The organism is Vibrio rotiferianus CAIM 577 = LMG 21460 (genome assembly GCF_002741985.1).
GTDB classification, from domain to species: Bacteria; Pseudomonadota; Gammaproteobacteria; order Enterobacterales; family Vibrionaceae; genus Vibrio; species Vibrio rotiferianus.
In genome coordinates, this window is the sequence record NZ_APHW01000008.1 from 60,818 (window position 1) to 81,984 (window position 21,167).

Here is a 21,167-nt window from a genome sequence, read left to right on the forward strand (position 1 = left end):
TTTTCTTGGATTCCCAACCTCATTAATGAATATATACGGGGCTTTAATATGTCTGAATCAGTACATCAGCGACTAGAAGAACTAAAAGAGTCGCTGCACTACCACGCTGTTCGTTACTACGTGGAAGATAACCCAGAGATTCCAGATGCTGAATACGATCGTATGATGCGTGAACTATTGGATATTGAAGCCGAACATCCTGGGCTGGTTACTGTTGATTCTCCAAGCCAACGTGTTGGTGGTCAGCCATTGTCTGAATTCAGCCAAGTTGCCCACGAAGTGCCAATGCTGTCGCTAGATAACGCTTTTGATGATGCAGAGTTAGACGGCTTTCATAAACGCGCTCAAGACCGTGTTGTTGGTCATAGCATCAAACAATACTGCTGTGAGCCAAAGCTTGATGGCTTGGCGGTAAGCCTGTTATACGAGAACGGCGTACTGGTTCAGGCAGCAACTCGTGGCGATGGTACAACGGGTGAAAACATCACTGAGAACGTGCGAACTATCAGTGCAATTCCTCTTCGACTGCAAGGCAATGATTGGCCTGCTCGACTCGAGGTCCGTGGTGAAGTGTTTATGCCCAAAGCGGGTTTTGACAAGCTTAACGAGATCGCCCGTCAAAAAGGCGAGAAAGTATTTGTTAACCCGCGTAACGCAGCGGCGGGGAGCCTACGTCAATTAGATTCACGTATTACCGCTTCGCGTCCACTGAGCTTTTACGCCTACAGTGTTGGTGTTGTTGAGGGCGCTACACTTGCCAACAGTCACTACGAGCGATTCTTGCAAATCAAGTCTTGGGGCTTACCAATGTGCCCTGAAACCAAGCGTGTCGATAACTTAGAAGAGGTCAAAGCTTACTACCAGGACATTCTCACGCGCCGTGAGGCTTTAGCTTACGAAATCGACGGCGTAGTAATCAAGGTTGATGACATTGCTATTCAAGAGCAATTGGGCTTTGTTGCTCGTGCTCCGCGTTGGGCAATTGCCTACAAATTTCCTGCTCAGGAAGAAATCACAACGCTAAATGAAGTCGAGTTCCAAGTGGGTCGTACCGGTGCGATTACCCCTGTCGCTAAGCTTGAGCCAGTGTTCGTTGGTGGTGTGACGGTCTCTAACGCTACGCTTCATAACGCAGACGAGATCGAACGCTTACAAGTGACGGTAGGTGACCAAGTTGTTATTCGTCGCGCTGGTGATGTGATTCCACAAGTTGTATCGGTGATTAAAGAGCGCCGTCCAGAGACGGCTCGTGAGATCATCTTCCCGAATGCATGTCCAGTATGTGGCTCTCACGTTGAGCGCATCGAAGGTGAGGCGGTAACACGTTGTACTGGCGGTTTAGTTTGTCAGGCTCAACGTAAAGAAGCGCTGAAGCATTTTGTGTCTCGTAAGGCTCTTGATGTCGACGGCTTAGGCGATAAGGTGATTGAGCAGCTGGTGGATCGTGAAATGGTGGAAACCCCAGCTGACTTATTCAAGCTCTCTGCGGGCGTATTGACGGTTCTAGAGCGAATGGGACCGAAATCGGCGACCAACGTTGTGAATGCGCTTGAGAAGTCAAAACTAACAACGTTGCCACGTTTCTTGTACTCGCTCGGTATTCGTGAAGTTGGGGAGGCGACTGCGGCCAACCTAGCGCAGTATTTCAAAAACCTCGATGCCATTCAACAAGCCACAGAAGAGCAGTTGATTGAAGTTCAAGACATTGGTGTGATAGTAGCGAAACACATTACCACCTTCTTCAGCGAAGAGAAAAACCAAGTAGTTGTACAAGACTTGTTAGAACAAGGTATTCACTGGCCAGAAATTGCAGCACCACAAGAAGGGGTAGAGCTGCCTTTGGAAGGGAAAACGGTCGTGTTAACTGGCACTCTTTCTCAGTTAGGCCGCTCAGAAGCTAAAGAAGCGCTACAGAATCTAGGAGCGAAAGTGACAGGCAGTGTATCTAAGAAAACAGACATTCTGTTTGCAGGTGAGAATGCTGGTTCTAAGCTTGCAAAAGCGCAGGAGCTAGGTATTGAGATTCAAACTGAACAAGACTTACTCAATTTGATGAAATAACCCACCTAAAAAAACAAAAAATTGCCTTCAAGAGCCCAAAGCTGTTCAAGTTTTGGGCTTTTTGTTTGCGCGTAATAAGTCACACATTAGCACTAATTTACCTCGCTTTTTTTATTCAGTGATCAATGTCTCTCCTTTAAATATTGAATTAATATCCCCTACAGCCATGCGACGCACTTCAAACTAACTAATGAGTTATTTACTTAAGTTATTGTTATTCATGTATTTATTTTTGGTTCCAACTAGTAGTGACAAAAATCAGATCTAGATCAATAACTTAGATGGAACTTTGGCGTGGCTCATATTTTTTTAGAAAAAAAATAAGTTCTATTTGGATGTTTTTAGCTGCGAAGTTAGTCTTAAAGTCATGGATACACGGTGTGTATGCAGGAGCTAAAAAAAAACCAAATTAGAAATGATTAGGTTTAATCAGGAAATTGACTTCTTGCCTTCGGCGGCCAACTAAAGGTGAGGAAAACAAGTACAGCTATATCCATTTTTAGGAGTTTTTCCATGGACAAATTTTTTAAAGTATATCTGTCGATCACTGCAGCAATGATGGGCGCAATCGCTGCTGCTCCAGCAATGGCTGAAGACCCTATGGGTCCTGAGTATGCTGATGCAGTTTCTGAGTTTTTCTCAGAATCAACAATTAGCGGTAACCTTAACTTTTGGATGCGTGCTCGTGACCGCGGTAACGTAGATGCTAACGGCAACGATACCAAGAAAACGACAAACCTAGACCATGGCTCTATTTTTGCTAATCTAGGCTTTAACTCTGGTTACGTAGGTGGTGTTGCAGGTCTTGATGTTGTTATCTACAGCACTTTCGACATGTGGCAAAACGGTGGTGCTGACCACGAAATGAACTTCTGGGGTGTAAATAACCCTTATGATAAGCAACCAAAAGACAGCGCATGTTCTAATGTTTGGACTGACTGTACTGATAACGGTGTATCGTTTGCTACTGCAGCAGCTAAGTTCAAATTTGGTGAGAATGTAACTGCTAAGTTAGGTTACTTCCAGCCTTCAGTTCCTAGTTCTCTTGGTGTGAACTGGTCTTTCGCTCCAGGTTCGTACTTAGGTGGTGAGATTGGTGGCTCGGTTGCTGGTTTAGATCTTGGTTTGGTTGTTGCAACTGAATACAAAGCCCCATGGTTCAAAGAAACTTATGAGTTCCAAACAACCAAAGGTGAAGATGCAGGCACATTGTACTCAATTGGTGGTCGTTACACTCTAGATAATGGTATTTCTCTTGATGCTGCATACGGTGGTCTATCTGATGGTGACCGTTGGAATGCTCATTTCAAAGTGAAAGGTACTACTGAAGGTGGTCTATACTGGTCTCCACAACTATACATCGTTGATGACAGTGAACAATATGATAGCACTGCATTCCAACTAGCTCTTTTAACTAGCTTCTCTTCAGGTCAGTACTCTTACCGTGCAGAAGCAACATACACGGGTGCAGATTCCGGCGACTCAGCAGTTGTGGGCAACATGTCTTACCGTTTAACAAGCCAATACGGTGGTTCTAATGGTGCTTACGAAATCTGGTGGAACAACCGTTCTGACTTTAACCATGATGAAGAGCTAGCGGTATTCGCATCTGTATCTCGCGACTTCTCTGACATTGGTGGCAAAGGTTTCAGCGCTGGTATTAGCGGTGCATATGGCTTCGGTTCATCTGTTCAAGGTTACGATGACCTAACAGAATACGCATACAGTGCTTTCGCTAACTACGCTATCCAAGCTGGTGCTCTTAAAGATGCACACATCAGCTTCTACTACACTAACTACTTCAATGACACTAATGCTCCAAACTGGACTGGTTACACAAACTTGTTCCAAGACGAGGAAGATTTCAAGTTAGTGTTGGCAATCCCATTCTCTGTGAAATAAGAGAACTTGTTTAGTTAACTACTGTCTATAAAGCTGAGCACTTGCTCAGCTTTTTTTATTTCTTTGGGGTGGGTTATGAATAGAAAAATATTGATTATTCCAGCTTTATTAATTGGTTTACAAGCTTGTTCGTCAAGTCCGAAAACAGCATCAGAATACTGGATGGGACAAGGTGAGAGGTTCGGTTCAAATGGTTATAGTTATCAAAATGACACTATTGAAATGTTGAAGCTGAAAGTCCCATTTGATGAAGAAGCTTATAAGAGTGGTTATGAGCTAGGGAAAAAGGAATATTGCGATCCATTTAAGGCCTTTGAAAAGGGAATCCAAGGACTAAAATATACTGACCAATGCAGAGGGCAGCCACAAGAAGTGATGATCAAAGCAGAATGGCAAAGGGGATGGGATGCATTTATTGGTGCGGATTTCTACAGATTTCGTTGATGAATAACATTCAAAAGGGCCACTAGCTTTGCTGGTGGCCTTTTTGTGGTGGTTGTTTCGTTCTGAAATGTGTTTATACATGGAGGACTAGTTATGACTACTTATGCTCACCACCATACATTTTGCATAATTCTCTCGGAAGGTGTTTGACTGTCCCATCACTAAACGTACAATCGACACCAGCTCCAAATGCATGCCCTGCGCTATTTTGAGCTGAAACGCTGGTTACTGAGAATAATAGTCCCACAGCAAAAACTAGGCTTAAGATTTTCATAGTACATCCTCTTACTTACCAAAAATATAAGCATCAAAGTGAAATGCTCATGCGTTAAGTATGTATAGAGACCAAGAAAGATCAAAAATTAATTCAACAGTGTTTTATTTTTTAAAATAAATTTAGATGACGAAAAAGGAAATATATTTTTCTATGTATCTGAATTATTCGACTCGAATAATTGAATGGTAAATAGAACTGATAGAATACTAATAATATTTCTATTACTTAATTTCTATGGATAATTTAAATAAGTCGATGAAATAAAAGAGGTAGTTGGAATAAATATGAAATAGGGTGCTTTACACCCTATTATTTTGACACAAATCAGCGAGAAACAGGCTTAATCTTAAGAATAATACCTTCTACAGCCACAATCTCGACTCGAGTTCCTGCTGGTAAATCGTGCTCAGATTTTGCTGACCAAGTTGAATCCGCTATTCTTAAGCGATTCATCCCTACCTTGAAGTCTTCTTCTAAAGTGACAATGTTGCCGATTAATTGTTTGTGTTTTTGGTTGAGATCTCGGGACTCATCACCTTTGCGATCTTTTGACCATTGTTTTCTCCACCATAGCCATGTTGTTACTAAGCTAAAAGTAGCAAATGCAAGCCATTGCATCTGCCAACTGATGGGTAAGAAGGACATAATGGTGCCCACGATCAGCGCTGAGATGCCTAGCCAAAGAAAATAGCCAGCGGTTCCTAGTAATTCAACGGCAAGCAACGCGAGGCCAAATGCAATCCAATGCCAGAATGTAACACCTTCTAATAGGCTAAATAGATCCATACGCAGGCCTTAGTCTTTACTTTGTTTGAACATTTCTGCGATACCAGCTACTGAGCCCATGAGGCCTGTTGCTTCGAGTGGCAGCATGACGATCTTACCATTTTCTGCTTGGCCGATGCTCTTTAACGCTTCGGTGTAGCCTTGGGCAATGAAGTAATTTACAGCTTGCACATCACCTTTTGCGATGGCTTCCGATACCATATAGGTGGCTTTCGCTTCTGCTTGAGCTGCCCGTTCGCGAGCTTCAGCATGTAAAATTGCGGACTGTTTTTCACCTTCTGCTTTTAGGATTTCTGATTGCTTCTGGCCTTCTGCTCGTAAAATTTCTGCTTGTCGAACACCTTCTGCTTCGAGAATTTCCGCACGTTTATTACGTTCAGCCTTCATTTGGGCATTCATCGCAGCGGTTAGATCGGCTGGTGGTTGAACGTCTTTGATTTCAATACGAGTAACTTTTACGCCCCAAGGGTTGGTTGCTTGGTCGACAATAGAGAGGAGCTTGGTATTGATCATGTCGCGTTGGCTGAGCATCTCGTCCAGTTCCATTGAGCCAAGCACGGTACGAATGTTAGTGAGGGTTAGGTTGCGAATGGCATGTTCTAGATCGTTAACCTCATAAGCGGCTTTCGCAGCATCGATGACTTGAACAAAACCTACCGCGTCGATGACTACATTGGCGTTATCTTTGGAAATAACTTCTTGAGCAGGAATGTCGAGAACGCGCTCCATCATATTGACCTTTTGTCCGACACGGTCGACGAAAGGAATGATTAGGTTGAGACCTGGCTTTAAAGTGTGGGTGTAACGCCCAAAGCGTTCAACTGTCCAGTTATTGCCTTGTGGAACGGTTTTAATTGCAGAGGCAAGGATGACGACGGCTAAAGCAACGAAAATACCGATAGTTATCAATGAGTCAATTGGCATGTGCTATTCCCTTAAATGCATAATAATTAATCCATTCTTACGCATTTGGCTTTATTAAACAATCGTAGAAATGAGAGGTTTGATAAATTCCGAATAAAATAAAGGCTGATCATTCCCAGCCTTTAGTCACATTAATTTCATATCATCACTAGAATTTAGCTGCTAGTTTGGATATTCAATCCAACTTGAGCCGTCCAGCGAGACATAGTACTTACCATTGACTTCGATAACGGTTGAACCTGAGTTCTGCGCAACCACTTGCGTTTCCGGTAAGTTCTCGGCTAGGTCGCTCGGATTGAAGGACTTTTTCTCGTAAATGTTTTGCTCGAGAATATTTGACACCAGTTGTGATAGCGCTAAATAACTTGAAGGTGCTTTCACGTGTTCAGTTTCCCCTTGACGCTGAATCCCTTCTCCAAAGACTTTGATGCCTACTGGCGTATGCACTATGGTCGGAGCCGGGATCTCTCGCATGCCAGAGATTTGCATTCTATCGCCACGCATACCCGCACCATGCTCTGGCACTAACGCGACCAGGATGTTGCGTTCAGAGGCTTCCAGCTCTTTAAAGAAGGCGTAAAGATCATCAAGTAGATTCTTAAGTCGTTTCTTGTAACTCACCATTGAGGTTGTTGAGTTGGCATTGATGATTCGGTTTCCGTCATGCAATGAAATAGAGTTGTATAAGGCAACCACTTTTTCATCATCGCTTTTTATCCTTTGTTGCCACCAGTTATCAAGCACTTGCTTATCGCGGAAGATAGAGGAGCCATCAAATGATTTTTGGTAAGGCGTGAATCCTGCTTGTGACATGAGGTCGGTTTTTAGATCGCCATCTTTTTTAATTAACTCCAAGAAACTATCGAATACGCCGTTGTGGTTCATCAGTAAGTTTTCTTGAAAGCCAAGGGCCTTTAAGTCGTCGAATAGATAACATTGCTTAGGTGCGGGCTCAAATAGCTGGCTGTGCTCCTGCTGGCCACAGCTTGCTCTTAACAGCCGAATAACAGCAGGGCCACTGTAGGAGGTTGCGGCACTGAAGTTGTCGAACATGATGTCGAATTCTTTGAACAGCGGATGATCGGCCAAGCCAGCAATTTCAATATCATCCCAAGCGACGGAACAGATACTCAAGAACAGCAAGTCAAATGGCGCGTCTTGAGTGTTATCTGGGTTAAATGACACGCGTCGCGACGCTTCTTTAGCAAAGAAATCTGCTTTCATGCCGTTGAGCGTGTCGTCGTTGATTTCTGCCATTTGCGGTTTTGTTGTTTCTGCTACGTCAGTCGTGGCTGGTGGTGCAGGTTGAGCTGCTTCAACCGTTACAGGACTCTCGGCATCTTTGGGAACGCTGACGTAAAGCATCGCGATAACAACAAACACCGAAATGCGCAAAAACTTACTCAGGATGTAATAAGCAGCACACAACGCAAACAGCCCTAGCAGCGCTTGAGCAGTGATGAAGCGGCCCAGGAGTTCAACAAGATAGCTAAACTCAAATTGCATTAGCTGGCCAGCTTGTGCCCAAAGTCGATCGAGTGGTGGAAGAAATGAATCGTAATGAAGCAACCATGCTGCAATAAGAATCGCAGCCACATGACGGAGGGTATTTAACGCTTTTACTGGCACTGGGAGCAAAATAAACAGCAGTAGTGCGAAGTTTTCTAGCGGGTGGAAGTCTATAACCCCTTGTAGATAAAGGGCGACCTTGGCAATAAAATAAATGTTCCACCATCCCAATCCAATCGTGAACTGGGCAGTTTGTTTAGGACGTGAAGTCATCACTTAAGCTTCTTGTTTTTGTTGATGGACAGATCTTGTTCAAAATAGCGCGAGCGTTTTAGGTTTCGCTGGTAGAAGTCATATACCGCACCGACAATATCCCGTAAGAAGTAGCCCAGAATCAGGCCTACACTAAGGCTAATGCCAACAGTGAGAAAAAAATCGTTTATGTTCATGCTTGCCCTTTCAGGTTAATGGGTTTCCTCACGGCAAATAAAGCGGGTACGTTATTTAAAGATTGTTTTGACGCTGAAAAAATCTGCTTCTCTGTGGTTAGGTTAGAGATCTCCTCAGAGATAACGACCTCATCTTCCATGATGTATTTTACTTCACTTTCAATATCATACTGGGTTTCAAAACTACGAGTTGAGTGAAACAAGTCTCGAGTTGGGAACTCAAATATATTGTTGAGCGCGACTTCAATATCGTTGTGACGAATGGCACTAAATAAAACGTAAAGCGCTTTATTGCAGGCTGTCACTACGTCACCATCTCTGCGGATATGACACAATCTGAGGCACTCTTCAGCGCTCATGCCTGGTAATAAGTTGAGTTTTATGAGGGCGAAGTTCACATTAGATCGAGTAGAGCTAGCGATAACGTCTGTACAATATTGAACAAAGTCTCGATTATTTAGGTAGCCTTTACTGCCAAACTTAACGTCGTATTTGAGTAGAGCGTCCAAATTTTGTGGCAGTGAGCGCGTTAGCATCTGGCCCTGTATGGCTTCCACTTGAGTCATAAAACGCATTTGTGGGACTTGAACTGGCGAGATTAAGTTCACCCCAGCACGAAGAAGAAACTTCTCGTCGGCGTACCTCAGACATTGCTGTGTTTCACGGATGATGATTTTTAATTGACGACCCGCCTTCATTCTCAGACGGTAACAATCCAATGCCAACTGTTGTACTTCGTCTTGGCTCGCGCAGCTAAATATGAGCGTTGATGCCCTAGGGCTATCTAGCATGCTTATCAGGCTCTGATTGTCTTCTGCAATGTGCATTTCTTTTGGTACGTTAGTGCTCTCGCCAATAGCCTCTCTGGAAATATAAATCCGTTCACTGTCTGCTTTGTCTTCGGTGACTTCCGATGCTTGTACTTTTTCATACGGTATCGCTATTAACTTATCGGCTTTATCATGAGTAAGGATGTACTCTTCTTCTGACTTCACGCCATGTTTATTTGACCAAAAATCAACGAGGTAACCGTAACGAGAGTCATCTAAAGCCGTCATGGTGGCTAAACCGGAGATAAAGTGATTATTGGTCAATAACTTTGGTTTTAGTATTGAGGTCGCAAGGTGCCCATAAATATACACATTGACCACAGACTTTTTCTTACAAGATAAATCGCTTAGTTGCTGCAGGAATAATCTCACATCACGGTCTTCGCATTGAACTAAAATTGAGTCCGGAATAATTAAATTAAAATGTGAGTTTTTGGCTATATTTATTCTGTGAATGTCTTTGGCTAGAAATACCGGATTTGGCTTCTTTGTTGAAGCCTTATTACTAATAAAGAAAATCTTATCCAAATGTTCGGCAGATAAGTTCTTGAATTTAAGTAATGTGCTGTCATTGAGACCGGAAAGAAAAGAAGCTTTATCAGAAAAGGATGTAAGGGAGTTGTTGCCAGTATTGCATGTTGTATTTGCTAGGTAATCGATTGCTATACGTTTGTGGGAAAATAAATTGACGTAGACAGACTTAATCTCACGCTCATTCGTAATCGCGGATAAACCGTGTATTGATGACATTAATTTGCCTTATATATCAGCTGTTTAACATTATTTACTCTGATAGCAAACATTCCACTGTATGCCAATCCTTACAAAACATACATTCTCAGTGACAAGAAAATGACGCCGAGATATTAAACGAAATTGATCGAAAATAAAAATAGATATAGCATTATCTGCCTTGATGTTTATAAACCTAAAATCTTTGCATTTTGAAATCTATATGACTTAAGTGCACATATAGCTGTGGTTTATATATCGTAAATGGATAATTACAACATATCTTCATAACTTCGGTTTCTGAAGCCAAACATCACGCAGGAATGTAATAACTATATGTTTAATGACTTATGTTGTTAACATTTTTTATTATTCTGTAAATATGTGATGCACGGAGAAGTGCGTCAAATTTTCATCAGTATGGCTTAATCAGAGTTTAAGTGTAGGACAGGAATCCCGCCATTTTCTGAGTAAGTGTGCAAGAAATATGGAAATATGTTGTGACAGAACCAGCAAAAGATATTAATTCGATCTACTCTTCATATAACTTAGCTCAGCACCAGTATGTTGAAACAACAGAAAATGAGTCGTACCACAAGGTGAAAAGTAAGTGGTTAATATTTCAATCACAGTGTACTGGCGAGACAAAAATGGGCAGCAGAAAGAATCAAGCAGGTCTTAAAACGGAAGCGATATGAAGCGCCTTCTTCTTGTGAGCCTAAGAGGCGGTTGTGGCTCGACAACACTGACCGCAAACTTGGCTCAAGCTTTAGTCAAAATTAACAAGCAGGTTATCGCGATAGATGCGTTACCTGAAAACTTGCTGCGTCTTCATCTTGGTCTTCCCCCCCCGAAGAGCGAGATGGTTGGGTTAAGCAAGTGCTCAATGGCGGCTCGTGGATGGAAGCTGGCTATCAAAGTCCTCAAGGCGTGACTTTCCTTCCGTTTGGCCAAATAAATGATGAGCAGCATTCTCAGTTCTCTCACGCTCACCACCACCTCCAACAGCTTGCTGAGGCCACTCTCGAAATTGATGAGAGTGAGCAATGGCAGTTATTTCATGGTGATTTGTCTTATCTAAGTGCGCCAAATCTAGCAGGCTTTATGGCTTCTATGGATATGGTTTTGGTTGTACTTAATGCAGATGCCATCAATTACTCTGTATTGAAAACCCAATTTCAACATCAGCACGGTATTCAAGCGTTGATTGAACAGGGCAAACTCAAATTTGTCCTCAATAAGTATCAACCGGAAACAGAAATTGGACGTGACTTCATGCTGGTTTTGAAAAAAGAGTTAGGGGATGCTTTGGTGCCTGTGATGATGCACAGAGATACGGCACTGCCGGAGTGCGTTGCAAACTTGACCACGGTGCAGCATTACTTTCCAATTAGCCAAGCAGCGAAAGATTACCAGTCCTTGGCGTTTTGGTGTGTGTCTACACTCTCGGCAACCAGTGCCTAGGGTGGTGTAGTAATGCGTAGCCTTAATCTTATCTTCCAAAACTGGGTCGTTGAGCAGTTTAATGTGCAGAAAACAGTTTATGAGCAGGCTTGGAACTGCAAATCTAACTGGCTCGGGCGCTGTTTGCTTTCGTTTTGGTTTTTGCTGAGCTTTATTTTCTTAAAACCAATGATCGGCGGTGTGCCGTCTTGGAAGTTGCCTCTCGTTTATTTCCCACATGTTAATTATGCAGCGCCAAGACTATTCGACCCGGTTCGTTTCGTTATCCAAAGTGTTTGGTTGCTATGCTTCAAGCAAAACCTCAATGCATCTTGGTCGAAAAAGCTCGGTGATTTTTCTCTTCATATCGCGGAGCAAGTTCGCAACGCGTTTTATCTGCCATTTGAGTTGGTAGCGAAAAGCGTTCGCTGGTTGGAAAAGACCGCTAACCAAGTCAAAGATCCTGAGGTCCGTGAGCGCATCAAAGCGAGCAAACCAGCAATGGCACTCAATTACATTCTTTTGTTCGTTGTCGTTCTTATTGCTTTGCTGTGTTTTACCGTCCCATTTGGTTATGAGGCGCAGACGGTGTTTGTATTGCTGCTGTGGGCATTAGCCATGATGGTAAGACGCATGCCGGGTCGCTTCCCGACGATGCTGCTGATCATCTTATCTGTGACCGCTTCTTGCCGTTATCTTTGGTGGCGTTACTCTTCAACCTTAAACTGGGATGATCCAGTTGCTTTGGTACTGGGTGGCATTTTGCTTTTGGCAGAAACCTATTCTTGGATCGTATTGATGCTGGGTTACTTCCAGAATATTTGGCCACTCAACCGCAAGCCCGTTTCTATGCCGACGGATCAATCCACTTGGCCAACTATCGACCTGATGATTCCTACTTACAACGAAGATCTCGATGTAGTGAAAGCAACCGTGTATGCGTCGATGGGGGTGGACTGGCCAAAAGACAAATTGAAAATTCACATCCTTGATGATGGTAAGCGAGATAGCTTCCGTGATTTCGCCAAGAGTGTTGGAGTCAACTACATTCGAAGGCCGACGAACGAGCACGCCAAAGCCGGTAACATTAACTATGCACTAAAGCAGACGGATGGAGAGTTTGTGGCGATCTTCGACTGTGACCACATTCCAACTCGAGCATTCTTCCAGCTCACCATGGGCATGTTCCTCAAAGATCCGAAGCTGGCGCTGATTCAAACTCCGCACCACTTTTTCTCTCCGGATCCGTTTGAACGTAACTTGTCGAACTTCCGCAATGTGCCTAATGAAGGCAACTTGTTCTATGGATTGATTCAAGACGGTAACGATTTATGGGATGCGACGTTCTTCTGTGGATCGTGCGCCATTTTGCGTCGTGAGCCGCTTGAAGAAGTCGGTGGTATTGCGGTCGAAACCGTAACGGAAGACGCACATACCTCATTACGCATGCACCGTTTGGGTTACCGCTCTGCTTATCTCAAGCAGCCGATTTCAGCGGGTTTAGCGACTGAAACCTTATCAGCGCACGTCGGGCAGCGTATTCGTTGGGCAAGGGGGATGGCTCAGATTTTTAGGGTCGACAATCCGCTCACTGGTAAAGGGCTCAAGCTGTCCCAGCGGCTTTGTTACGTTAATGCGATGCTGCATTTCTTATCCGGTATTCCGCGTATTGTGTTTTTGATAGCACCTTTGGCGTTTTTGTTACTGCACTCTTACGTCATTTACGCGCCAGCACTGGCGATCATTTTGTACGTCTTGCCGCACATGATCCACGCCAGTATGACCAACTCACGCATGCAAGGTGACTATCGCTACTCCTTCTGGGGAGAAGTGTACGAAACCGTGCTTGCTTGGTATATCGCAAGACCAACCACTGTCGCTTTGTTTGCGCCCCATAAAGGGACATTCAACGTGACAGCGAAAGGCGGCTTAGTCGAAAAATCACATTACGACTGGGTGATCTCTCGACCTTATTTGGTGCTGGTGGCACTGAATGTCATAGGCTTTGCTGTGGGGCTGTATCGCATGGGGTGGGGGCCCCAAGACGAGGTTGGTACTGTCATCGTTAACTTAGTGTGGACGATGTACAACTTGCTGATCTTAGGTGCAGCGGTTGCGGTTGCGGTAGAAGCGAAACAGGTGCGAAAAGATCACCGTGTAGAGGTGGCGATTCCTGTTGCGGTGAGACTTCACTCTGGGCATTTGATTCAAGCTCAGATGAAAGACTTTTCATTAGGCGGTGTTCGTATCGAAATCGATGGAATGGATGAACAAACTTGTCAGTACCTACTCGGTCAATCACTGGAAGTGATTCTGAATCGTGGTGGTCAAGAATTCGTGTTCCCGATGACCGTTGCCTATGCTCATAAAGACATCTTTGGTATGCAACTCAATGAGTTGTCGCACCAACAACAAATCCAGTACGTCCAGTGCACGTTCGCGCGAGCAGATACATGGGCGAAATGGCAACAAGGCTATCAAGCAGATAAGCCACTATCGAGTATGCAAGCCGTGCTACAAGTCGGCTTCAATGGATACAAGCGCTTGCTACAACACTGTCCTAAGTTTGTCTTGGTCAGTGTGGATGCTCTTTTATTTTGTATCGAATTTATTTGGTCACTTAGACCTCGCTATGTCCCAACCAGGACCCAAAGTCATGCTAAATAATAAAAAACTAACAGCGTTGACGACGGCAATCACTCTGATGTGTATGTCGGGCAGTCTCGCGGCACAAGAAGTAAAACAGCAATTGTCGGAACCTCACGCTCAGCAACAAGACGCGGAAAATGCCACTGTCTTTAAGCGCGTGGTTCCATTTACTCAACTGGGCTACAGTGGCTCAATTGCGATTCAAGGTAGCGAAGCGAATGCTTACGTTGGTTTTGGTTCTCGTCTTGATGAGGTGGTGTCTAAAGCCACTTTGTATTTTGACATCACGCCTTCACCAGCGTTGCTTGCCTTGGTTTCTCACGTCAAAGTGTATTTGAACAATGAACTCATGGGTGTCGCGTCCATTGTTGATGGCCAACAAGGCAAAAAGCTTAGCCTTTCTATGCCTTTAGATGCGCGTTATTTCAGCAACTACAACCAAATTCGTTTTGAGCTGATTGGTAATACTCACAAAGATTGTGCGAACCCGAACGACTCGAGCATTTGGGCAGAGATCAGCCAAAGCAGTCGCATCGAAATGTTCGTGCAAAAGACGCAGTTGGAAAGCGACTTGAGTCTGCTGCCTGCCCCATTTTTTGATGTACGCGACTTTAGCCAACTCAACTTACCGGTTGTGATGGGCGATAAATATGACTTGGACGAAGTGAAAGCCGCTGGTGTTTTGAGTTCCTACTTTGGCTCTTTAGCAGCTTGGCGTGGGGCGCAGTTCCCTTTGAGTTTCGACACCTTGCCAGAGCGCAACGCCGTAGTGTTTGTCACCAACAATAACAAGCCAGAGTTCTTAAAAGATTTTCCGGACACTGATGGCCCTCGTTTACAGGTGATCACTCATCCAACTGATCCTTACGTGAAGTTACTTTTGGTGATTGGCCGTGATAGTGCAGACCTCAATACAGCCGTACGTGGTTTGGCATTGGGTAACCAGATTCTTACTGGACCAATTGCTAAGATCAACGAGGTGAAGCAAATCAAACCTCGTGTGCCTTACGATGCGCCAAACTGGGTGAGCACCGATCGTCCGGTTGCGCTTTCTGAGCTTGTCGAGCAAAAGAGCATGCTGCAAGTGGAAGGTCGCATACCACCACCTATCAGCGTGAGCTTACGTTTGCCGCCAGATCTATTCACTTGGCAAAGCCGCGGTATTCCAATGGATCTGAACTACCGTTACTCACCACCGACAGAAGACCATTCAGGCTCTCGTCTAACACTGAGCATCAACGATCAATTTATTGAAGCGTTTAACCTCACAACAGAAGGTCAGGGTGGTGATTCCAACCGTGTTCGCGTGCCTTTGTTGGATGACAGTTTTCTCAGTTCTGACGACCAGGTTCGTATTCCCGCGTTTAAAGTTGGCAGCAAAAACCAAATCGACTTTGAATTTGGTTTTGCCTCGGTTACCGATGGACAGTGTCAGGTTACTCAACCGAGCAAACAATATGCTGTTGTAGATGGAGACTCTACGCTCGACTTCAGTGGCTTCCCACACTATATCGAAATGCCAAATATGCGTGCGTTTGCCACATCAGGCTTCCCGTACACACGTATGGCCGATCTGTCTGAAACTGCGGTAGTCGTTCCTAAAAATGCCCCAAGAGAGGCGTTGCAGACGTTTTTAAACATGATGGGCTCGCTAGGTGCTGACTCTGGTTATCCGGGTATTCAGATTCAACTAACGGACCAATGGGATGCAGAGACACTAAAAGACAAGGATATCTTAAGTATTGGCGTTGTGCGTTCATTGGAAGAAGCGGCTAACGACCCAGAGCAAGTTAACCTTGTGGTCGAAGCAGGCGAACGTCAAATTCGTCTGCCAAGTAAGAATGAGCAACAACTTGGTATGAACTGGATGAGCCAAGTGACGCTAACCAAGTCCCTGCCGATTATGTCTCAGTTGAAGCTGATGGTTCCTTTGCTGCGATATATGGCATGGAGTCGCCATACACAAGCAATCGTAGCTTGGTGTCAATCATGGCCGCACACCCAGCAGATTTTGCCTCGGTGGACAAAGCGCTCTCAGATTCGGGGAAAATCGAGCACATGTTTGGCTCTGTGGTGACGCTAAGAAACGACGAAGTCGCAAGTTATAACGTAGGCTCTCATTACTATGTCGGTGAGCTCCCTGTATGGCAGTTGGTTTGGTATCACTTCTCAAATCACCCAATTGTAGTGGCTTGTTTTGCCGCGATATTGATGGTGATTGTCACGATCGTGCTGTGGCGTGTGCTACGTCAAGTGTCGGCTAAGCGTCTCGAAAAAACGGAGGAAGAAGAAGAATGAAAAAGCTAATAGCACTCATGCTTCTGATGGCTTCTCCTCAACTCTGGGCAAACACGTGTGACTGGCCGCAGTGGGATACGTTCAAGTCGGTTTATATTGAACAGGGAAGAGTAGTAGATGGCAGCGATGAGCGCATGATCACTACGTCTGAAGGCCAGTCCTATGCGCTGTTCTTTGCATTGGTTGCCAATGACCGAAAAGCCTTCACCGAAGTGCTTAAATGGACTCAAATTCATCTGGCTAGTGGCGATTTAACGGCAAGATTGCCGGCTTGGTTGTGGGGCAGAAAAGCGAACGGCAGTTTTGGTGTTTTAGATACCAATGCAGCATCGGATTCCGATCTTTGGATTGCGTACGCTTTAGTGGAAGCAGGTCGATTGTGGGATAACTATTACTACCAATCGCTTGGTCATCTGCTTGCTAGTCGAATTTTGCGTGAAGAAACCGTGTCGATTGATGGCGTTGGTAGCATGTTGCTGCCTGCACCAACAGGGTTTGAATTTGGTGAGCGCTACCGTGTGAATCCGAGTTATGTGCCGTTACAGCTGATTGCACGAATGGAAGCTCTGTATCCGCAGTATTCATGGGATGGTATGTATAAAGCGAGCGCACAGATGCTAACGCAAACCATGCCAAAAGGTTTCAGCCCTGATTGGGCAACGCTCAGCCAAGGCCAGTACAGTGCTGATTCGGTGACTGGGCCAATTGGCAGCTACAACGCTATCCGTACCTATTTATGGGCGGGTATGCTTGATGATCAAGTTGCAGAAAAAGCGTCACTGATTCAGCAAATGCAGCCCTTTGTCGCAGCGACTAAAGCACTCGGTGCGCCACCTCGAGAAGTAAATACAGAAACGGGTGAATATACTCAAGTTGGTAGTGCTGGATTTTCTGCCGCTGCATTGCCTTTGTTGGCGACGTCTGGTGAGTCTGAGTTGCTCAAAGCACAAGCAAGCCGAGCGAAGCAAAAGCTTATCTCGGACAGAAACGACCACTACTACGACAATGTCTTGAGCTTGTTTGGCCTAGGCTGGCATCAGGCGCGTTACCGCTTTGGCAAACAAGGTGAACTGTTGCCTGCATGGAGCGAGCAATGCCAAGAATAAGACGCGCTTCGTGGTTAATTCCGTTGGCCATGATGGCGAGTGGGATTTACCCCGTTCACGCGCAAAGTTTCAGTTCAAAACCGCTGAGCCAAGCGCAGTTAGCCGCGGTTTATCAACCGATCGAAACGATTCAGTTCTCGACGTCTCTTGCTCGAGTGAACTCGGTAGAGTGGTTGGTTGAACAGCTTAAGCTGGCGGATGCGATAGGGCGTGATGATATCGTTGAAAGTACCCTTGAGCGTTTGTTTGCAATTGAGGAAGGGAACCCGATTGGCTTGTATTACCAAGCCTATATGTATTTAAAGCGTAAACAACCGGAGCTTGCCAAGCAGACCTTTCAGCGTTTAACTAAACAATCGCCAAACTCCCCGCAAGCGAAAGATCTTGCCGCCATAATGGCTCTTCAGGGAGATAAGAAAGGCGATTACCAGCGAGCGAAGCTGCTTGCTAAATCTGGACGTTACGAAGAAGCCATCAAAGCGTATAAAACGATTTTTCCAAATGGCATGCCCTCGGTTGCCTTGCAGTTAGAGTTTCTTCAGGTGCAAAGCAATCTTGATGGCAGTTGGCAGACTGTCAAACAAGGCCTAGAGCGGTTGAATGCAGACTATCCGGGAGTGCCTCAGTTTCAACTCGCATTGGCGAATCATATCCGCAAAGAGAATCCAGCTGACCCATGGATTTTAGATACCTACAAAAAGCTCGCTTTAGCGCCAGTCATTGGCAGCAGTGCGGCGACATCTTGGTTGCGTGCGCTCGACCAATTGCCGATTTCAGAACAAGTGGTTCAACAATACGCGATTCTAGCGAGCTACTATCCTTCGGACCTTGAGATTCAACGTGCCAACCAAGGTGCGAAGCAACGTTGGGAAACCGAGCAAGACCTGCGTAAGGATCCAACCTATCTTGCCAAATTGAAAGGTCTCAAACTGCTGGATGAAGACAAAACTTCACAAGCTGAGAAGCAGTTGCGTTATGCGATGACGACGCGTCCAAACGACCCAGAAATATTGGGTGGGATGGGCAAGGTATATCTGCGTAAAGGTCAGCAACAAAAGGCGCTTGAGTATTTTGAACGTGCACAGCAGCTAGATAAAGATCCAGATAGTGCCTCGAAATGGGCCACTTTGATTGAAACCTCGCAATATTGGGCTTATTTGGATCAAGGTGATGCTCTAGCCGAGAAAGGGCAGTTTAAACAAGCTGAAAGCCTTTACCGTAAAGCCATTCAATCCGATAAAACTCAGCCTTACGCTTTTACCTCTTTGGGGGCGCTTTACTTAGAACAAAAGAACTATGCCGCGGCAGATAAAGCCTATATCCAAGCACTCAAACTTGAGCAACTCAACGGCTCTGCCTTACGTGGACGACTCGATGTTCGTATTGAGCAGCAGGATTGGGCGGGTGCGGCTTCGCTTGCACAGCGCTTTTCTCCAGCGCAAAAACAGGTGGTGTCTGAGAAAATCAATGGTATTCAATCTGAGATAATTCTTGCTCGTTTGAGAGTCGCTATCGCCCAGAATGATCAAGCGGGTATGCAATCTGCGGTGGAAGAATTGATTGAGCTAAAACCAACATCGCCGTGGTTGAGACTGGATATTGCTGGTGTTGTTCGTTCTATGGGGGACAAGCAACGTGCAGATGCCCTGATGGCTGAGTGGACCGCATCCAGTTCTGACCCTGAGATGAAGTTTGCTCATGCCCTGTATCTCGCGCAAGACTTCAAAGTCGAAGAGGCAATTTCTGAGCTAGAAAGTGTGCCAGAGAAAGCGGTCACGCCTTCCATGCAGCGCAATTTGACTCGATTGAAGCTCGATGCTGAATTACAAGATATTCAACAGCGTTACCTTGAGGAGCCCGCGTCTGTGCAAGCTAAGTTGCATTCGTTGGAGCAGGACTATCAAGGCCAAGTACAGGCACTAGCACGTCTTGCTGGAGCGTGGGTAGAGATCGATCAAGCCGTTGAAGCTGAAAGAATTTATCGAAGCCTCGAACAATCACCACACTGGTCTCGCGATGAGCAACTCGCTTACGGCAGTATGATGGTGAGTTTGAATCAGTTTGAAGATTTTGACCAATGGTACGAGCAATTAGCGCTGAGTTCGGATGAGCAAAAGGTAAGTGCGTCTGAAACTTTGCAATTTGATGAGCTGAAAACACGTCGAACCTTAGCGCAAGCGGATTTGTTACTTGCGAATCAACAACCAGAGCAAGCAATGGCTTTGTATGAACGTATCTCATCAAAACCTGAACCATTCAAGACGCAAGCTCAGGTGGGGTTGTTGCAAGCCAGTGCGCAGAGCGGAGACGAAGCAAGCTACCATGATCTGCATCTTATCTTGAATAAGAAGCGTGAGACGCTTTCTGCTGCTCAATTGATGACGGTTGCCTCTGTATTTAATCAACTTGGGTATCAAAATGACGCCAACTCGCTCAACCGATTGCTCGATGACGTGCAAGGTGCTGATGCTTTGGCTTACCGAGACAGCATGTCGATTGCGATGGACAATCAGCAATGGAAGTTAGCTGAAAAACGAGGTTACCAAGCGCTAAATAGCGACCGAATTGAAAAAAGCGCAAATCCGAACAAAGCCCAGCAAGATACTCTCACTTTGCGCGAGTTGTATGACACAGAGGATGACTACTGGCTGACTCGCAATGTTAAGTCAGACATCGATACGCTCCATGATCGTAGTGATGGTCATGTGTTTATTGGTTGGGATTACAGCGCCCGTGATGGGTTGAATGCATCTAATCAAGTGCCAATCGAAGCGCGCATTCCTATCGAATCACTCGACGGTCACTTGTTGCTGAGAGCGGATTACGTCTCTGTCGATTCTGGTGAGCTAGATTACTACGAGAAGGATCCTGAAAAATACCCGACCCCAACAACGGTTCAAAGTGAGGCATCGGGAATGGCACTTGGTGTAGGCTGGCAAGCGAAAGACTGGCAAGTGGACATTGGTACTACACCAATTGGCTTTGATCATACTACTTGGGTTGGTGGCATCAGTGTTGATGGCGATCTTGGTGACTTTGGTTGGACTGCAGAAGCGTCTCGCCGACCAGAAACCAGCAGCACACTTTCTTATGCTGGAATGACGGAACCGAGTGGAACCAGCGATCCTCAAGGCAAAAAATGGGGTGGTGTGGTTCGCACTGGTATTAAGCTTAATTCAAGCTGGGATATTGGCGGCCCTTACGGTTTTTGGAGTAGCCTGCAATACCATGCTCTGACGGGAGAAAACGTTGAAGATAATACTCGTCTCGGTGTGCTAGGTGGGGCTTACTACAAACTGATTGCCACGGATGACCAGCGTTTGAGTATCGGTACCAACTTGATGTACCTCGATTACGATAAAAACTTAGGTGAATACACGCTTTGGCATGGCGGCTACTACAGCCCGCAAAGTTATTTCTCTGTATCATTGCCAGTGAACTATTACGGTCGTTACAACAGTACATGGTCCTATCAGCTTAGCGCTTCTATTTCTAATTCATGGACGCAAGAAGATGCACCTTATATGTCTAAAGGTGACACTTCTGAGCGCGGTGGCGGTTTTGGTGCCTCGCTGCAAGCAGCCGTTGAGAAACGAGTGAGTAAACGCTGGTACCTTGGTGCGCTGGTGGATTTGCAGCGTTCAGAGTTTTATACGCCAAACCATTTCATGCTCTACGCCAAGTACACCTTTAATGATCGCTGGCAGCCAATTGAATACCCACCAGCGGTTCCAACACTGTACAGTGATTTCTAGCG

The 21,167-nt window shown here is 45.3% G+C and carries 11 protein-coding genes and 2 pseudogenes; 8 read left to right on the forward strand and 5 right to left on the reverse strand.

From position 1 onward, the window contains the following. Positions 1-48: 48 nt before the first annotated feature. From ligA to B853_RS03785, 3 genes are all read left to right on the forward strand, one after another. Positions 49-2,061: an NAD-dependent DNA ligase LigA gene (ligA, locus tag B853_RS03775; RefSeq protein ID WP_038885681.1), complete on the forward strand. Its 2,013-nt coding sequence runs from the start codon at positions 49-51 to the stop codon at positions 2,059-2,061. A gap of 513 nt (positions 2,062-2,574) precedes the next feature. Next, a complete protein-coding gene (locus B853_RS03780) occupies positions 2,575-3,963 on the forward strand; it encodes a multidrug transporter (RefSeq protein ID WP_128826801.1) in 1,389 nt (462 codons plus the stop codon). A 75-nt stretch (positions 3,964-4,038) separates the two neighbouring features. Beyond that, positions 4,039-4,407 (forward strand): DUF2799 domain-containing protein, encoded by a 369-nt coding sequence (locus tag B853_RS03785; protein WP_010446733.1) that lies wholly within the window; start codon positions 4,039-4,041, stop codon positions 4,405-4,407. 601 nt (positions 4,408-5,008) lie between these two features. Here B853_RS03785 and B853_RS03790 read toward each other — a convergent pair. The 5 genes from B853_RS03790 to bcsE form a co-directional block, all read right to left on the reverse strand. Then, entirely contained in the window at positions 5,009-5,470 is a 462-nt protein-coding gene (locus B853_RS03790; RefSeq protein ID WP_038885314.1) for an NfeD family protein, read from the reverse strand. A 9-nt stretch (positions 5,471-5,479) separates the two neighbouring features. After that, complete coding sequence (locus B853_RS03795; protein WP_010446739.1) at positions 5,480-6,394, reverse strand: SPFH domain-containing protein; 915 nt, start codon at positions 6,392-6,394, stop codon at positions 5,480-5,482. A 162-nt stretch (positions 6,395-6,556) separates the two neighbouring features. Then, positions 6,557-8,176 carry a cellulose biosynthesis protein BcsG gene (bcsG, locus tag B853_RS03800; RefSeq protein WP_038885313.1) on the reverse strand — a complete coding sequence of 540 codons (1,620 nt, stop codon included), beginning with the start codon at positions 8,174-8,176 and terminating at the stop codon, positions 6,557-6,559. Then, entirely contained in the window at positions 8,176-8,352 is a 177-nt protein-coding gene (locus tag B853_RS25920) for a hypothetical protein (protein ID WP_167381315.1), read from the reverse strand. The genes bcsG and B853_RS25920 overlap by 1 nt, the downstream gene beginning before the upstream one ends. Next, the gene (gene bcsE, locus B853_RS03805) at positions 8,349-9,932 is read right to left on the reverse strand and encodes a cellulose biosynthesis protein BcsE (protein ID WP_038885312.1); all 1,584 of its coding nucleotides are present in this window, start codon (positions 9,930-9,932) and stop codon (positions 8,349-8,351) included. Before bcsE ends, B853_RS25920 begins: the two co-directional genes overlap by 4 nt. Positions 9,933-10,608: 676 nt before the next feature. Here bcsE and bcsQ point away from each other — a divergent pair. The 5 genes and pseudogenes from bcsQ to B853_RS03835 all read left to right on the forward strand — a co-directional run bounded on the left by bcsQ (position 10,609) and on the right by B853_RS03835 (position 21,165). Continuing rightward, a pseudogene (bcsQ, locus tag B853_RS03815) lies at positions 10,609-11,378 on the forward strand (cellulose biosynthesis protein BcsQ). A gap of 12 nt (positions 11,379-11,390) precedes the next feature. Continuing rightward, positions 11,391-14,024, forward strand: a complete 2,634-nt coding sequence (bcsA, locus tag B853_RS03820; protein WP_038885311.1) for a UDP-forming cellulose synthase catalytic subunit — start codon at positions 11,391-11,393, stop codon at positions 14,022-14,024. Beyond that, positions 14,014-16,304, forward strand: a pseudogene (bcsB, locus tag B853_RS03825) (cellulose biosynthesis cyclic di-GMP-binding regulatory protein BcsB). The gene bcsA and the pseudogene bcsB overlap by 11 nt, the downstream one beginning before the upstream one ends. Further along, positions 16,301-17,410, forward strand: coding sequence for a cellulose synthase complex periplasmic endoglucanase BcsZ (gene bcsZ / locus B853_RS03830; protein ID WP_038885309.1), 1,110 nt, complete (start codon positions 16,301-16,303; stop codon positions 17,408-17,410). Before bcsB ends, bcsZ begins: the two are co-directional and overlap by 4 nt. Beyond that, entirely contained in the window at positions 17,398-21,165 is a 3,768-nt protein-coding gene (locus B853_RS03835; protein WP_038885307.1) for a cellulose synthase subunit BcsC-related outer membrane protein, read from the forward strand. Before bcsZ ends, B853_RS03835 begins: the two co-directional genes overlap by 13 nt. The last annotated feature ends 2 nt before the right edge of the window (positions 21,166-21,167 follow it).

Bases quoted from the DNA above. Each gene is read 5' to 3' on its own strand.
- ligA (WP_038885681.1), top strand. From the start codon at position 49: ATGTCTGAATCAGTACATCAGCGACTAGAAGAACTAAAAGAGTCGCTG.
- B853_RS03780 (WP_128826801.1), top strand. From the start codon at position 2,575: ATGGACAAATTTTTTAAAGTATATCTGTCGATCACTGCAGCAATGATG.
- B853_RS03785 (WP_010446733.1), top strand. From the start codon at position 4,039: ATGAATAGAAAAATATTGATTATTCCAGCTTTATTAATTGGTTTACAA.
- B853_RS03790 (WP_038885314.1), bottom strand. From the start codon at position 5,470: ATGGATCTATTTAGCCTATTAGAAGGTGTTACATTCTGGCATTGGATT.
- B853_RS03795 (WP_010446739.1), bottom strand. From the start codon at position 6,394: ATGCCAATTGACTCATTGATAACTATCGGTATTTTCGTTGCTTTAGCC.
- bcsG (WP_038885313.1), bottom strand. From the start codon at position 8,176: ATGACTTCACGTCCTAAACAAACTGCCCAGTTCACGATTGGATTGGGA.
- B853_RS25920 (WP_167381315.1), bottom strand. From the start codon at position 8,352: ATGAACATAAACGATTTTTTTCTCACTGTTGGCATTAGCCTTAGTGTA.
- bcsE (WP_038885312.1), bottom strand. From the start codon at position 9,932: ATGTCATCAATACACGGTTTATCCGCGATTACGAATGAGCGTGAGATT.
- bcsA (WP_038885311.1), top strand. From the start codon at position 11,391: ATGCGTAGCCTTAATCTTATCTTCCAAAACTGGGTCGTTGAGCAGTTT.
- bcsZ (WP_038885309.1), top strand. From the start codon at position 16,301: ATGAAAAAGCTAATAGCACTCATGCTTCTGATGGCTTCTCCTCAACTC.
- B853_RS03835 (WP_038885307.1), top strand. From the start codon at position 17,398: ATGCCAAGAATAAGACGCGCTTCGTGGTTAATTCCGTTGGCCATGATG.